Genomic DNA, 15283 nt, shown 5'->3' on the forward strand with positions numbered 1-15283 from the left:
TTAGTTATAGAGTTTCCCTTTTACTTTATAAACTTCTACAGATTGGGCCGGGCTTTCTATGGCCAAGTTTCCTTTTTTCCCTTTAATTACAGGTTTGTCTTCAAGAAGTGGTTCGAACATAACGGTATTCGGTGTTCTTTGATTATAAATATCAAGCAGTTCGACGCTTTGCTTCTCATCTCCCTGATTGACGATAACCACCACTTTCTGCTGGCCTGCCGCTCTTTCATAAATGAGAAGATCCTCTGTGCTGTGAACAATCTTTAGTTCTCCCTCAGTCAGAGCCTTATTTTCTTTTCTCACTTCAATTAATTTCTGATAGTGTGCTTTCACATCAAGATCCTGCTCATCTTGATCCCAGGGCATCATTTCACGATAGTAGCGATCTTTCCACTCATCCACAAGGTTATGATCACCGCTTTGAGATAATCCGACTTCATCTCCGTAATAAATGATTGGAGCGCCCGGCAGGGTAAATTGCAGGGAAGCCGCATTTTTCAATGTATTCGTATTTCCCTCAGCTTCGTAAATAAACCTTGGGACGTCATGACTGTCTAAGAAGGTTGCCGGAATAAATTCGTCATGATAGGTGCTGAAAATCCGGTCTAACGAAGCTCCAAAATCGTTCATGCTTCCTCCGTTGATCATCGCTTCGTAAATAGCCGTCTGCGTTTCAAAATCAATGGCCCCATCTAATTTCCCAGTATATGACGTAATTTTTTCTAAGCTGTCCCATACCTCTCCAAAAATGAATGCGTCCGGATCATTCTGCTTCACCGCATGACGGAAATCGACCCAGAAGCTGTAGCTTGGACCTTTGGCATAATCTAAACGGAAACCATCAACACCGATTTCATCCATCCAAAATGGCACCACAGTCTCAAGCATATATTCTCTCGTTTCCGGATTGTCGTTGTTTAATTCCGGAAGTTCTTTTACATCATAAAAAGTTTCGTATTGATCCGGCCACTTTAAGAAAGTAAACCAGTCATAATATTGACTGCTTTCTCCTTTTTCAACAGCATCCTGGAAAAAATCATGCTTGTTTGAAACGTGGTTCGGCACAAGGTCATAAACGACTTTCATATTTCTCTCATGAGCCCTATCAACTAACTCTTTCATCAATTCATTGCTGCCAAAACGCGGATCGACATTCATGAAATCTGTTGCATGATAGCCGTGGGAATAAGGACCCTCATAAATTGGAGAAACCCAAAGAGTATTTACACCAAGGCTTTCAATATAATCAAGCTTCTCGATCACGCCTTGCAGATCGCCGCCCATCCAGCCTTTCAGCCTCTCATCCTCTGGAAGAGAAGGATCTGTTGATGTGTTGTTGCTTTCTTCTCCATCACGGAAACGATCGACAAACACTTGGTAGATAATCGATTCTTTCGCCCATTCTGGTGATTGATAGTCTTCCACATAATAGGCAAACTCTGTTGCTTCATCGGAACTTAACGAATTGTTGTCGGCAAACTGAGAACCTTCGCTTCCAGAATTCCATACGTCAATTTTATACTTCACACGTGTATTATTTTTCTGCTTAGGAATCGTTCCTTCTAAAGTCGAAGTGTATAACCCTTCTTTGTTTGAAGTCGTTTCAACTACCTTAAGTCCGGTAACTTTTCCATTTTCTGCATCGCCGCGTTTTCCTTCAGGGGAGGAACCATCTGTTGTAAAGTAAACAGCTCCTTCATCAATCGGCCCATAATGTTCAACCGTAACTGTGACTTTCGGTTCATCATGTTTATCAGGGGTGTAAGGTGTATGGTTAAAATTGTGAGTGACCTGATGGGCAACAGGAATGTTTTCCCATTCAGAGACTTTGTCGTTATACACTTGATTATCTTCAGTAAAAGTCGCTTCCCTTGGTGCATCGATGACTTCTTTATACGATTCGCCGCCCAAGCTGTATACATACTCTAAGCGATCCCCCGCTTCTCCTCTAACTTCAATTTCATAAATTCCCTCAGCCACCTTAGTTAACGGGCTGACCTTATAATCGAAGCTGTTAAGATTGGAAGCAAGTGTCGGAACCACCCAACCCGGCGTGTTTTTAGGTACCGTCAGGTTTAACGTTAAGCTTCCTGAAGAAGTATCGGCAAGCTGAACATCCACTCTTCTTTCCTCGTCAGGGTAAAAGGTAAAAATGTAGTCGCCGTCTTGCGGAGGAGTAAACGTTAAATTAGCACCAGGCATCCAATTACCATCATAAACATACTTAAATTCAACTGTTTTTCCGCCTTCGAGAGTAATTGGCGCACTGGCCCAATACTTGTTTTCCTCGTCATATGTAAGCGGGTTATTGTTAGATCCCCAATCTAGTGAATCTGCACTTCCTCGCAGAACTACAGTGTCATACGTCTGTTCATCAGCATTCGATTCGATTTGCGCAATCGGTTGCACAAAAGTCATTAAAAAAAGGACAACGACTATTACCAGCAGTAACTTTTTCAAATGCATCTCTTCCTTCCTATTAATGTAATCGTTTTCATAATAATGGAATTTCCTTAAGAAGTCTATAGTTATAAAGGTTTAGGCCTTTTTGCTGAATGTCTTACTCCGCCGCCCTGTGTTAGGTTAGAGCGCTAATCCATCATATCAGCTTATTCACCGATTTAGATTGCTATCTTTTCTGGTTTTCACCCCCAATAAAAGGGTAAAATATATCGAATGATGTCAATTGAAGGAGAATATGCAAATGAACAAGAAAGGCAAATTAAAAATGAGACGACGCGCACTATATATTCTTATTGGAATCATCATTATTTCTTTCTATTTTATAAATGTAGCCTGGATCGGTAAGGACGATGATGGAGCTTCTTCTCTTGAGACAGAGATAAAGACTGTCAAAGGCGATTGGGTAGGTGCCTGGGCAGCAAGCATGCAAGCACCTTTTGAGGATGGGGTTTCTCATAAAGGCTTTAAGGATCAAACCGTAAGAATGGTTGTCCACCCGCAGATGGACGGAGATCAAATGCGGATCCGCTTGTCGAATGCTTTCGGTGAAGAGCCGCTGACTATTGAGAAAGTCCATGCAGCGGTATCAAAAGGCGGAGCAGAAATTGACCCTGATACCGACCAAAAGATAACCTTTGACGGGAAAGAGAAGGTCACCATTCCTCCAGGAGAGAAAAAGTTTAGCGATCCTATTCCTTTAAAGGTGAAGAGTGAAAAAGAGCTGGCCGTGTCTATCTATGCAAATGAAAAAACAGGCCCGGCAACCTGGCACCCGCGTTCGATGCAGACAAACTACATCAGCTCCGGTGATCATGTATCCGAAGCCGGTGCTTCAAATTTTGAAACAGAAGAAGAATCATGGTTTTGGCTTGAGGCCGTAGATGTTACAGCAGATCCTTCGGTAAAAGGAGCTCTCGTTGTCCTAGGAAGTTCGATTGCGAACGGGAACTACTCGGAAATAGATGCCAATAATCGCTGGCCTGATTATTTAGCCGACCGTATGAACTCAGAAGACGCTGAAGTGAAAATGTCTGTTCTGAATGCAGGCATCTCGGCAAACCAATTGATTAACAGCCCGCCGGAAAAAGGTGAGAATGCCCTCGACAGGCTGGATCGGGATGTGTTCAGCCAGACAGGAGTCGAAGGCGTCATTCTTCACCAAGGCTTAAACGATATCAGGCATCACCCTGACTATGATTCAGAAAAAATTATTGAGCAGATGAAGAAGGTCATCGACGCCACTCACGATAAAGGGCTTAAAATTTATGGCGGAACCTTAACCCCTTTTAAAGGATCAAGCATGTATACAGAAAAAGGCGAAAAAACCCGCCAGGAAGTCAATGAGTGGATCAGAACGAGCGGAGAATTCGATGGAGTGATCGATTTTGACAAAGCAGTCAGGGACCCTGAAGAGCCAAAGCGCTTTCTCCCTGAATATGATGCCGGAGACAATCTCCACCCTAATGATGAAGGATATAAAAAAATTGCAGAAACGATTGACCTTTCTATTTTCGAAGAATAAGCTGGAACCTCGAGATCTTTATACAATTTTTCAAGTAGGATCCGGGAGCGAAAAACTTCCCTTCACCTAAGTGGAGGGAAATCTTCTTCATATGCTGACGGACTTTCTCTTTTCAATACATTAAACCCTTCTCATTTGATACAAATATGCTTAGAGTAATGTAAAAAAAGCTATCGTCTGTCGAGATTTCCCCGACAGACGATAGCTTTTTTAGTTAGCCACTGATGACGTTTGTACAGACCAGTCAAACCGGCCGCTAATGAGCCATTCGTCCAGTGCTTCAATATCCTTTGAAAAAACTCGATCTTCTGTTATCGAAGGGACTACTGTTCTTCCTTTAGAAAACAGTTCTCTTGCGCTTCCAGATGCTAATGAAATCCCACGGTACTCAAGCGCCTGCATGGCACAAATCAATTCAATTGCGGCCACTTTCTGAGCATTTCTGATGATTTGATAACAATGGCGGGCTGCCGTCGTTCCCATACTGACATGGTCTTCCTGGTTAGCGGAGGAAGGAATCGAATCAACGCTGGCCGGATGAGCAAGTGTTTTATTTTCCGACACGAGCGATGCGGCAGCATACTGCATGATCATCGCTCCCGACTGCAGGCCGGGATCAGGACTTAGAAAGCCCGGCAGATCATTTAACTGCGGGTTGACCAGCCTTTCGATGCGGCGCTCCGATATATTCGCCATTTCCGCTGCTGATATTTTTAAAAAGTCCATCGCTAAAGCAATCGGCTGCCCGTGAAAATTCCCTCCTGAGACGATTGTCTGCCCATTTTCGAGGATGAGCGGGTTATCCGTAGCCGCATTCATTTCAATTTCCAATTTCTCTTTTACGTATCCGAGGCTCTGCCTGGAAGCACCGTGAACTTGAGGGATGCACCTGAGGGAGTATGCATCCTGTACCCTTTTTTCGCCTTGATGTGTGATCAGCCTGCTCCCTTGCGTCAAATGACGGATTCTTTTGGCTACTTCTATTTGTTCAGGGTAGCCGCGGGCTTCGTGAATGGCAGGATGGAATGCATCGATGATTCCTTCTAAAGCCTCAAGCGTCATCGCTCCGATCCAATCACATTGATCGATGAGCCGTTCAGCTTCTATATAATTCACTACTCCCATCGCCGTCATCGCCTGAGTGCCATTGATCAGTGCAAGCCCCTCCTTCGCTTTTAAATCTAAAGGCAGGTAACCCTGCTCCTGATAAACCTGCTTTGTCGGTCTAATTTTTCCTTCATCATGGACTTCCCCTTCACCGATCAGAACTAAAGCAAGGTGGGAAAGCGGAGCGAGGTCGCCTGACGCGCCAAGCGATCCTTGACTAGGGATGACCGGAATCAGGTCATTATTGGCAAGGTCACACAGGCGGTTGACGATGCAGGGTCTTACGCCGGAAAATCCTTTCAGCAGTGCATTCAGCCGCAGAACGACCATCGCTTTGCTTACTTTTTCCGGAAAAGGATCTCCAAGAGCGCAGGCGTGTGAACGAATTAAATGAAGCTGGAGGTTATCGACATCTTCCTCACGAATCCGTACATCGCTGAACTTCCCAAATCCTGTGTTTATTCCGTATACCGTTTTCTGCACCGCCACAATTCTTTCGACAGCTTCCCGGCTTTGTCTTACTTTCTCCATGCTTGCCGGATCAATAGAAATCGGCTCATTATTATATAAAATTCTCTTCATTTGTTCTAAAGTTAAGTTCAAACCGTTTAAGACAATCATGTTGGTTCCCCCTTCTTTCTATGCTCTATTCATTCAAATAAAAAGGAGGCGACAATGGCATACCAAATACCATTGCCGCCTCCTTATAACTTTTGACTATAGGCAGCTACCCTATATGATTTATTCCCAGACCGAACGTTTCGTGTTCGAGCCCTTTTACCGGTGCTCCAATGGTTCCGTAAAACGCGACGGCGAGCCATTCTCCTTCATCCAGCTTCTCGTATGGCGATCCTCGCACAATCGCAAACCTTAGTCCTACGGTTCTCATCATATCGCCGGCAGCCATCTGCCCGCGCATAACGCCTTCCAGCGCTTCTAAAATCGCGTGATAGAGAGCATGTGTTTCACGATAAAGTTCATCCGAAATAATTTGATTTCTCTTCGCTGATGTTTCAACAGCTGATATGACCTTCTGCATGTTCATAGAACCTGATTTACCTTGACAGTAGTCAACGTCTTTTAACTGATCAGCAAACGGCTCCAGCTCTTCGGGTGTCAGCGATGCTACAAGCATTGCCAGCTTCCCTATTGGAATTTTTTGAGTCATCGTTTTCACCTGACCTAGTAACTGCTTACTACTTAAATTGTAAACGCTTTCTTAATTGGTTGTCAATGGCATGTTATTGTATATTTTATCGTATGTGCGGCCGATTCATTCGTATCATTTATAGTAAAAGATAGGCGATCGGCGTCACGATAATAATCGTAAGTATCGTCCGTTCAATCCAGATGACGATCAGCTTTGGAATACTGACAGGGATTTCTGTTGATAGAATACAAGGAATCAGTGCAGAAAAGAACAAGACAGCCGATATCGAAACTGTGCCAATTACAAATTTAGTAACCAGCGGAGCATCTGCTGCGAGTAGTGCCGGTAAAAACATTTCCGCAATTTCAATAGCAGAAGCTTTGGCAGCCAATAACGGTTCCGGCACCTGCATCAGCAGTGTGAATGGATAAAAGATATACCCTAAAATATCAAAGACCGGCGTAAATTCAGCAAGGACTAAGCCGAGCAGACCAACCGATAAAATCGAGGGAAGAATCGCCATCGTCATAATAAAACCGTCTTTTAAGTTCATCCAGACATTTTTAGCTAAGGAAGGAGATTTCTCAGCTGCCTGCATAGCTTGAGTCCACGCAGCTTTTACCCGATTCACCTTAATCACTTCCTCAGGATCTTCTTTCCCTACATAATATTCTTCACTCATCTTATTCAGCGGCCAAATCCGGACGGTAATCGCAGTAACTGCAAAAGTAACAAAGAGCGTCACCCAGAAGTACGTATTCCAGATGTCCATTAAGCCAAGCGTTTTCGCTACAACGATCATAAAAGTAGCAGAAACGGTAGAGAAACCTGTGGCAATAATCGTAGCTTCCTTAATATTGTATTTTCCTTCTTTAAATACGCGGTTCGTAATTAGAAGGCCGATCGAATAACTCCCGACAAATGAAGCGACAGCATCGATAGCTGAGCGCCCGGGAGTTTTCCAAATTGGACGCATAACAGGCTGAAGAATGACTCCGATAAATTCAAGAAGGCCGTATCCGACAAGTAGCGCTAGAAACACGGCACCAACTGGAACTAATAAACCAACAGGAATAACAAGCTTTTCAAAAAGGAACGGTCCCATGTCAGGACTAAACAGCCAGGCTGGTCCGAAACCGAAAATTAACATAGAAGCAACTGCTACCCCTAGCACCTTGAAGATAGATAACACAACATTAACAGCATCTTTATTCCAAGAACCAGCAGCAAACGGGTAAACAGCCCCTAAAATAATAACAGCTAGCGCATAGTAAGGGACAACAGCAGAGAACGATGTTTGAAGATAAGTAACGATATGGTCAAGTAAAATAGAAGAAGTTCCATTGATCGTCATTGGAATAAAAAATGTGACCACACCAATGAAGCTGAATATAAAAAATTTCCAGACACTAGAACGAGGAGTTACGGTGGGATTAATCGGCGTTTCCGTTTTGACAGATTCCATATTCTTTCCTCCTTAGTATGAATATTCGGAAAACATTTTATAAAAAGAAATGGCGATGATATAACTTCGCCTTAAGTTATAGTGAACCTAATTAACTCTGCAGCTTGCTTTTTGGAGACGAATACCATTCCCTTTTTCGCGGACGAACGCCCGAGCCTCCTCGCGAAAAAACGCACTGCAGAGACTCGTAGTATTCGATCCCTTCGCTTCAAAGCGAAAATATGCTGCTCCTTTGGGCGGAGACCGTTGTCAAACATTTCTCGTTATCTTCGGCTTAAGAGGAATATCTCCCCTTCCTTTTACAAACACCTGTTAAAAATGAGAGCATCACATGCACAGCGCTTTTAACCGCCATGCCTCCTATATCTTTTCGAGGATCCAGACAGACGATATCCATCGCTTTTACCTTCTGATACTCTCCGGCTAACTGTACAGCTTCAAATAGTTCGTGAGTATACATCCCCCCAGGCGTCGCTGCTGGAGCTGCCGGATTGTGGGTGATATCCAGCACATCCATATCTACGGTTAAATAAATCGTATCAACTTCCTGGCTTAATTGATCTAAAGCCTCTTGGATCACAAAAGCCATTTTCTTATTCCGCGCCTGTTTCATCGTCACATAATTAATGCCGTGTTCATTGGCATAGTCTTTGAGTTCTTTTGCATTAAAAAATCCGTGAAGCCCAATATTGTGAACATGTGCCCCTTTAACCGCACCGCTTTCAATCAGATTGCGGATCGGGGTACCATTAGCCGGGCCGAATTCATTTAAATCGCGCAAATCAAAATGGGTATCAAGCTGCAGGATTCCTATCGTTTCATTAGAATGAACCTGCTTCCACCCTTTAATCAGCATGGCGGTGATCGAGTGGTCGCCTCCAAGAGAAATCGGCAGAGTGTGCGGATGATGAGTTCTCATCGCAGCCATCGCTTCTTTAATTTTTTCGTGGGTTGAAGGAATATCTGTAGCATGCTGTTTTACATTTCCTAAATCGATCGCATTCAACTCAGCTAAATCGATATCTTCATCCAAATTGTAGGTACCAAACGATTTCCAAACCTGCCGCATCGCTTCAGGGTTATCACTCGCCGCAGAGGTGCTGATCGACGATTTGGAAAGGGGGACACCAAGAATGGTTACATCATACTTCTCCCATTCGGGCGTTGAGCTGCCTGCATTTTCGATCCACTCATGAACTTTTAAATCTCTCGTCTGATCTGTCTGCTTCGGATAGATCATCATGGGAGGTTCAAGCATCGGATATGGGTACCCGCTCATTGCAGCTGTCCTCCCACTACCAGCGGCTTACCACCTTTTATAACGGTATCTACATGGTTCATACCGTATTGATAGGAAAGTGTTAAATAGTTAGGAACATCAAAAATCGTAAGGTCCGCTTTTTTACCAGCCTCTAAGCTTCCTGCTTCTTTTGCCTGACCGATCGCATGAGCCGCATTAATGGTTGTTGCTGTGATCACCTCTTCAGGCGTCATCCCCATTTTCAAACAGCCGAGGTTCATAATGAATGGCAGAGAAATCGTTGGAGACGAACCAGGGTTGGCGTCGGTCGAAAGCGCGACGGCCACACCAGCATCGATCATTTTTCTGGCATGCGCAAATTCAGCCATAAGGAAAAAGGCGGTTCCCGGAAGCAGTACTCCGATGACTCCCGCTTCTGCCATATCCTTAATTCCTTGTTCAGAAGCTTTTAAAAGGTGATCAGCTGAAATGGCACCGACAGAGGCGGCTAACTCTGCACCTGCATAAGGCTCGATTTCATCAGCATGTATTTTTGGAATTAAGCCATGCTCCTTGCCGGCTTCTAAGATCCGCTTCGACTGGTCCGGGGTGAAAACTCCTCTTTCACAGAACACATCATTGAACACGGCCAACTTCTGCTCCGCTGCCTTCGGAATCATTTCATTAATGACTCGATCGATAAACGGCTCTGGGTTTTCTTTTTCCGCCATCGGGATTGCGTGAGCCCCCATAAAGGTAGAAATGATATCTACCGGGTGATCTTCGTTCAGCTTTTTGGCTACTTCAAGCTGCTTCATTTCATGTTCAAGTGTCAGTCCATAGCCGCTTTTTGCTTCGACAGTCGTAACCCCGTGCAATAAAAATTTATTGAGACGCTTTTTCGACTGTTCATAAAGTTCTTCATGGCTTGCTTCCTGAGTCGCCCGTGTAGTGGCATGTATTCCTCCGCCAGCTTCCATAATCTCCATGTATGTTTTTCCTTTAAGTCTCATCGCATACTCATTTTCCCTTGTGCCGGCGTGGACGAGGTGAGTGTGCGGATCGATTAATCCTGGCGTAACTACTTTTCCAGAAGCGTCTATCTGCTTATCTGCTTCATATTTCGCACAGATCTCTTCACTCGGTCCCGCTTCAAAAATTTTTCCTTCTTCGATATAAACAGCCCCATTTTCAATTACATCTAAATCCGACATGGCGGAGCGGACAGCCGGTTTATCCGAATGCCCCTTCATCGTAATCAGCTGCGCCGCATTTTTAATTAATAATGAATCTCCCATAGAAACAACCCTCCTACTGTTTTTTCTTTAACATCGGAATTTGAATTCCCTTCTCGACTGCCGTCTTTTCAGCTAATTCATAGCCGGCGTCCACGTGGCGGACCACTCCCATCCCTGGATCGGTCGTAAGTACTCGTTCAAGACGCTGCTCGGCTTCCTTCGTTCCGTCCGCAACAATAACCATCCCAGCATGCAGAGAATACCCCATACCGACACCGCCTCCGTGGTGGACACTCACCCAGCTGGCACCGCCCACACTGTTGATCATTGCATTTAAAATCGGCCAGTCCGCGACCGCATCACTGCCGTCTTTCATCGCTTCTGTCTCACGGTTTGGCGAGGCAACCGACCCTGAATCCAGGTGATCACGACCAATAACAATTGGAGCGTTTAACTCCCCGCTTGCTACCATATCATTAATGATTTTCCCAAAGCGGGCTCTTTCGCCGTAACCGAGCCAGCAAATCCTAGCCGGCAATCCTTGAAAACTAATTTTTTCCCGAGCCATACGTATCCAATTGCAAAGGTGCTTATTATAGCTGAACTCCCGTAAAATCACTTCATCCGTCTTATAAATATCTTCCGGATCTCCTGATAAAGCTACCCATCGAAACGGCCCCTTTCCTTCACAGAACTGTGGACGGATATAGGCAGGTACAAAGCCAGGGAAATTAAAAGCATCCTGCACTCCTTCATCCTTAGCAACCTGGCGAATGTTGTTTCCATAGTCAAAAGTGACGGCGCCTTTTCTCTGCATATCAAGTATCGCTTTCACATGAGCCGCAATGCTCTGTTTTGACAGGCGAATATATTTGTTTTCATCTGCTTTTCGAAGCTTTGCTGCAGCCTCCAGCGTCATATCCACTGGTATATAGCCATTGAGAGGATCATGAGCGGAAGTCTGGTCTGTTAACACATCAGGCACGAACCCTTTTTCAATCATTTCCGGCAAAAGCTCAGCCGCGTTTCCTAACAGACCGATAGATAATGCTTTTCTTTGGCGACGAGCTTCTTCCGCCAGTTTAATTGCTTCCTGAAGACTGTCTGTAGAAGTGTCTAAGTATTTCGTATCCAGCCGGCGCTGAATCCGGTGCGGGTCTATTTCAATGGCGATACAAACGCCGCCATTTAACGTAACGGCTAACGGCTGAGCTCCGCCCATTCCTCCAAGTCCGGCCGTTAATGTAATCGTCCCTTTTAAGCCGTCTTTAAAGTGCTGCTTCGCACATTCGGCAAATGTTTCATACGTCCCTTGAACAATCCCCTGGCTGCCAATATATATCCAGCTGCCTGCCGTCATTTGTCCATACATCATGAGTCCTTTTCGATCGAGCTCGTGAAAATGCTCCCAATCCGCCCAGGCCGGTACGAGATTCGAATTGGCGATTAACACTTTTGGTGCATCTGTATGAGATCGAAAAACAGCAACAGGTTTTCCAGACTGGATCAATAAAGTTTCATCGTTTTCCAGCTTTTGAAGCGACTCAACAATAGCTTCATAAGCGTCCCAGTTGCGGGCAGCTTTGCCAATCCCTCCATAGACAACAAGATCATCGGGATTTTCGGCTACATCAGGGTGCAGGTTATTACTCAGCATCCGCAAGGCCGCCTCTTGAATCCATCCCTTTGTATGAAGCTCTGTACCGCTGTATTGTTTCACTCTGCTTGGTTGTGTTTTAGACATCTCATCCGTCCTCTCTTCCATTTGATATCTAAAGATTAGCACTTAGAATTTTCAGAAAATAGACCATCCGCTTTTGAATAAATGGATTCATTTTATGCCAAGGATAAAGATATGCTTTAAAAACTCCATTTATTACAGCACTAATTTTAGAAAATATAATTTTATTATTTTTAAGTGTATCTCTAAATAAAAAAAGCCGCTTATATAAGCAGCTTTTAGGTTAAGAGCGGCAGCCCGTTTCATTTGGAAGGTGCCCTTCCCGGAGTACAACCAAGTGCTAATGACGCCGGCGGTATTGATTTGGCGTCTTACCGGTAGCTTGTTTAAATACCCGGCTGAAATAATTAGGACTTGAATAACCCGTTTGATCAGCTATTAACTGAATCGTATCATCAGAAGCAACAAGCAGCTCTTTCGCCTCCTGAATTCGAATCGTACTTAATACCTCGCGGAATGAACGTCCGTATCGCTTCATAAAAAGATAGCTTAAATAAGAAGGATTGCGCTGCACATGGTCGGCTACGTCCTGAAGAGTCAATTCAGCCTTTCGATAATGTTCTTCCATATATACAATCGCTTCTTCGATTGCATCCTTTTTCCCAGGGCCCGGCGTTTCAGCAATCACCCCTAGTAAATCATTAATAAACAAGATAAGATCCTGGACGATCCGATAAAGGACAGGGCTGTACAAGATACTGTCAAACACTCGTTTATACATCTTTTCATTCTCTTCATCTATCATCCCTTTTCGAATCATGAAGCGGCGAACCTGAGCTAAGATGCTCGTTAACCTCGTTCGAAGCAGCCCGGGATCGGGATAAGGAGGATTGATGTTAAAGAATTGTTCATAGAGCCAGCTTTTGATCTGGTCTCTCCGCCCTTCATCGAGCATGTAGACCCAGGTCCGCTGCTCTGTCATCGTTAAAAATGGATCCATGTCCTGCCACTCGTATACTTTTGTAAGCACCTGCTGGTATCCGGTGAAAAAGGTCGTCTCCATGACCTGACGAAGCTTCATATAAATTTGGTGAAGGGATTCTTCCCCTGGTTCAGAATGCACGGCGATCACGAGCGGCTTTCCAACTTCACGATCCCATTCCTGCATAAAGTTCTGTGCCTGCTTTAACGGTTCAGAAATATACTCCTGAAACACAAGGGCAATCCGGTCACTTGTAGAGAAAACGAGCGGCTGGTAATAAAAATCGAACTGATCGATAAACGAACGCAAAACGGCGAGATCGTCCATAGATTCCGTTTTCACGAGATATACAGGGTATTGAAAGGAGAGGTGGTCTTCCATAAAAAGTGATTCGTAACGGATGGACGGCACAGAGTAATTGTCTTCTAAAGCCCGGACACTGTTCGAAAGCTTATGGAAGGCCTGCTGAAGCGATCGCTTTACTGAATTTGGAGACAGCGGCTTGACCCATAAATCCAAAGCTTTAATACTCATCGCCTGCATCGCCCGCTCAAAAGTAGATTCAGCTGTCACCGCTATCACTTCATGGACATAACGGTCAATAAACGTCTTCATCATGTCCCACTTTTCTTCCGGGACCATATCGAGTTCAAGACAGAGCACGTCCGGGCGCTCATTTTCCAGGACTGCCATAACCTCTGCCAGCTCCGAGATCTGTTTAGACTCGGAAATAGGAAACGAATATTTATCAACCAGCCAGTTAAGACCCGCCGCTTCCTGCTGATCCCTGTCAGCAATCATCATTTTATACAAATGGGTACACCTCCCTGCCTGACTTCTTATACTTCCATATTAGCATAAGAAAAACCCCTTCTTTTCTAAAGAAGGGGTTCTGGAAGATTTTATACCCAGCGTGATGTTAATACCTTTTTTCTCGTATAGAATTCAAGACCGTCTTTTCCATTCGCATGCAAATCTCCGTAAAAAGAATCCTTCCATCCCGAGAATGGGAAAAAGGCCATAGGGGCAGGAACACCGATATTTACACCAAGCATGCCGGCGTCAATGGTTTCACGGAACTGCCTTACCTTTCCTCCATCCTTCGTAAATAAGCAGGCTCCGTTAGCAAAGCGGGACTGATTGGTTAACCTCACGGCGTCCTCCAGATCTCTTACACGAGTGATAGAAAGTACAGGCGCGAAAATTTCATCCTGCCAGATCTTCATTTCTGTTGTGACATTATCAAAAATAGTTGGTCCTACAAAATAGCCTTCTCTTCTTGCTTCTTCATCAGTCCGACCATCGCGGACGAGAGTAGCGCCTTCTTTTTCCCCTGTTTCGATATAGTTCAATGTCCGTTCTTTGTGATTTTCGCGAATGACTGGTCCGAGAAAAATTCCTTCGTCCATTCCATTTCCAATCGTTACTTCATTTGCTTTTTGACTAAGCATTTCAATAAATTCATCAGCCACCGATTCTTCAACTGCTACTACAGAAGCGGCCATACAGCGCTCCCCGGCTGATCCAAATGCAGCATTTAAAATCTGTGTGGTCGCATTATCGATGTTGGCATCTTCCAATACGATAGAATGATTTTTCGCACCTGCTAATGCCTGAACACGTTTTAAGTTCTCCGTACCGCGTTTATACACATATTCGGCCACCGGCTGTGAGCCTACAAATGAGATGGCAGGGACATCTTTATGATCAAGCAGTCCGTTCACGACATCGTGCGCACCGTGTACAATGTTGAATACGCCATCAGGCAGTCCCGCTTCTTTTAATAGCTCAGCAAGACGATTGGCGAGCAGCGGTGTGCGTTCGGATGGTTTTAGAACAAACGTATTCCCTGTTACAATCGCCATTGGGAACATCCAGGCCGGCACCATCATTGGAAAATTAAATGGTGTAATCCCTCCGACGACTCCAATCGGATAACGATAAACGGCTGAATCGAGTCCTGCTGCTATAGAAGGCAGCTGATCGCCCATCATTAACGTTGGCGCCCCCGCCGCAAATTCAACATTCTCAATTCCGCGCTGAACCTCGCCTTTTGCCTCTTTAAAGTTTTTTCCGTTTTCTATTGTAACAATCTCCGCCAGCTCATCCCAATGATCAACAAGCAGCTGCTGGAACTTAAACAGAATTCGTGCTCTGCGCGGTACAGCTACCTCTTTCCACTCCTGAAATGCTTCCTTCGCGCTCTGCACGGCCCTGTCCACATCTTCCTGTGTTGAAATTGGCACATGAGCGATAACTTCTCCCGTTGCCGGATTATATACTTCCTCCGTCCTGGTGGTGGCTGCTTCCACCCACTCACCGCCGATATAGTTTTTAATTTCCTTTACAGTTGTTTGTGTCATATGATCCTCTCCTTTATTAAATTTGTTCTGTTTGAAAAGGGAGCGGATTCCCTCTCTATTAAGCTCATAAAA

Annotated in this window: 10 protein-coding genes; 1 reads left to right on the plus strand and 9 read right to left on the minus strand. The window is 44.7% G+C overall.

The genetic code is table 11. From position 1 onward, the window contains the following. Positions 1–2460 (minus strand): glycoside hydrolase family 13 protein, encoded by a 2460-nt coding sequence (locus tag HUS26_RS12460; RefSeq protein WP_254434191.1) that lies wholly within the window; start codon positions 2458–2460, stop codon positions 1–3. A gap of 244 nt (positions 2461–2704) precedes the next feature. Between HUS26_RS12460 and HUS26_RS12465 the strand changes: the two genes are divergently transcribed. After that, positions 2705–3985, plus strand: a complete 1281-nt coding sequence (locus HUS26_RS12465) for an SGNH/GDSL hydrolase family protein (protein WP_254434192.1) — start codon at positions 2705–2707, stop codon at positions 3983–3985. 210 nt (positions 3986–4195) lie between these two features. Here the strand turns inward: HUS26_RS12465 and hutH are convergent, their stop codons facing one another. The 8 genes from hutH to HUS26_RS12505 form a co-directional block, all read right to left on the minus strand. After that, entirely contained in the window at positions 4196–5713 is a 1518-nt protein-coding gene (gene hutH / locus HUS26_RS12470) for a histidine ammonia-lyase (protein WP_173917463.1), read from the minus strand. A gap of 106 nt (positions 5714–5819) precedes the next feature. Beyond that, a complete protein-coding gene (gene hutP, locus HUS26_RS12475) occupies positions 5820–6260 on the minus strand; it encodes a hut operon transcriptional regulator HutP (RefSeq protein WP_173917464.1) in 441 nt (146 codons plus the stop codon). A 118-nt stretch (positions 6261–6378) separates the two neighbouring features. After that, complete coding sequence (locus tag HUS26_RS12480; RefSeq protein WP_173917465.1) at positions 6379–7707, minus strand: YjiH family protein; 1329 nt, start codon at positions 7705–7707, stop codon at positions 6379–6381. A 274-nt stretch (positions 7708–7981) separates the two neighbouring features. Beyond that, on the minus strand, positions 7982–8986 hold the full coding sequence (locus HUS26_RS12485) for an agmatinase family protein (protein ID WP_173917466.1): 1005 nt from the start codon (positions 8984–8986) through the stop codon (positions 7982–7984). Further along, positions 8983–10245, minus strand: a complete 1263-nt coding sequence (gene hutI / locus HUS26_RS12490) for an imidazolonepropionase (RefSeq protein ID WP_173917467.1) — start codon at positions 10243–10245, stop codon at positions 8983–8985. The genes HUS26_RS12485 and hutI overlap by 4 nt, the downstream gene beginning before the upstream one ends. 13 nt (positions 10246–10258) lie before the next feature. Further along, complete coding sequence (gene hutU, locus HUS26_RS12495) at positions 10259–11929, minus strand: urocanate hydratase (RefSeq protein ID WP_173917468.1); 1671 nt, start codon at positions 11927–11929, stop codon at positions 10259–10261. Between the two features lie 277 nt (positions 11930–12206). Next, a complete protein-coding gene (locus HUS26_RS12500) occupies positions 12207–13652 on the minus strand; it encodes an AraC family transcriptional regulator (protein WP_254434292.1) in 1446 nt (481 codons plus the stop codon). A gap of 98 nt (positions 13653–13750) precedes the next feature. Then, positions 13751–15211 carry a CoA-acylating methylmalonate-semialdehyde dehydrogenase gene (locus HUS26_RS12505; RefSeq protein ID WP_173917470.1) on the minus strand — a complete coding sequence of 487 codons (1461 nt, stop codon included), beginning with the start codon at positions 15209–15211 and terminating at the stop codon, positions 13751–13753. Positions 15212–15283: the final 72 nt, after the last annotated feature.

It is taken from the genome of Halobacillus sp. Marseille-Q1614, from assembly GCF_902809865.1.
Classification (GTDB): Bacteria; Bacillota; Bacilli; order Bacillales; family Halobacillaceae; genus Halobacillus_A.

What these genes read in the sequence shown, in the direction of transcription:
- HUS26_RS12465 (WP_254434192.1), top strand. Translation starts at nt 2,705, where the DNA reads ATGAACAAGAAAGGCAAATTAAAAATGAGACGACGCGCACTATATATT.
- hutH (WP_173917463.1), bottom strand. Translation starts at nt 5,713, where the DNA reads ATGATTGTCTTAAACGGTTTGAACTTAACTTTAGAACAAATGAAGAGA.
- hutP (WP_173917464.1), bottom strand. Translation starts at nt 6,260, where the DNA reads ATGACTCAAAAAATTCCAATAGGGAAGCTGGCAATGCTTGTAGCATCG.
- HUS26_RS12480 (WP_173917465.1), bottom strand. Translation starts at nt 7,707, where the DNA reads ATGGAATCTGTCAAAACGGAAACGCCGATTAATCCCACCGTAACTCCT.
- HUS26_RS12485 (WP_173917466.1), bottom strand. Translation starts at nt 8,986, where the DNA reads ATGAGCGGGTACCCATATCCGATGCTTGAACCTCCCATGATGATCTAT.
- hutI (WP_173917467.1), bottom strand. Translation starts at nt 10,245, where the DNA reads ATGGGAGATTCATTATTAATTAAAAATGCGGCGCAGCTGATTACGATG.
- hutU (WP_173917468.1), bottom strand. Translation starts at nt 11,929, where the DNA reads ATGTCTAAAACACAACCAAGCAGAGTGAAACAATACAGCGGTACAGAG.
- HUS26_RS12500 (WP_254434292.1), bottom strand. Translation starts at nt 13,652, where the DNA reads ATGATGATTGCTGACAGGGATCAGCAGGAAGCGGCGGGTCTTAACTGG.
- HUS26_RS12505 (WP_173917470.1), bottom strand. Translation starts at nt 15,211, where the DNA reads ATGACACAAACAACTGTAAAGGAAATTAAAAACTATATCGGCGGTGAG.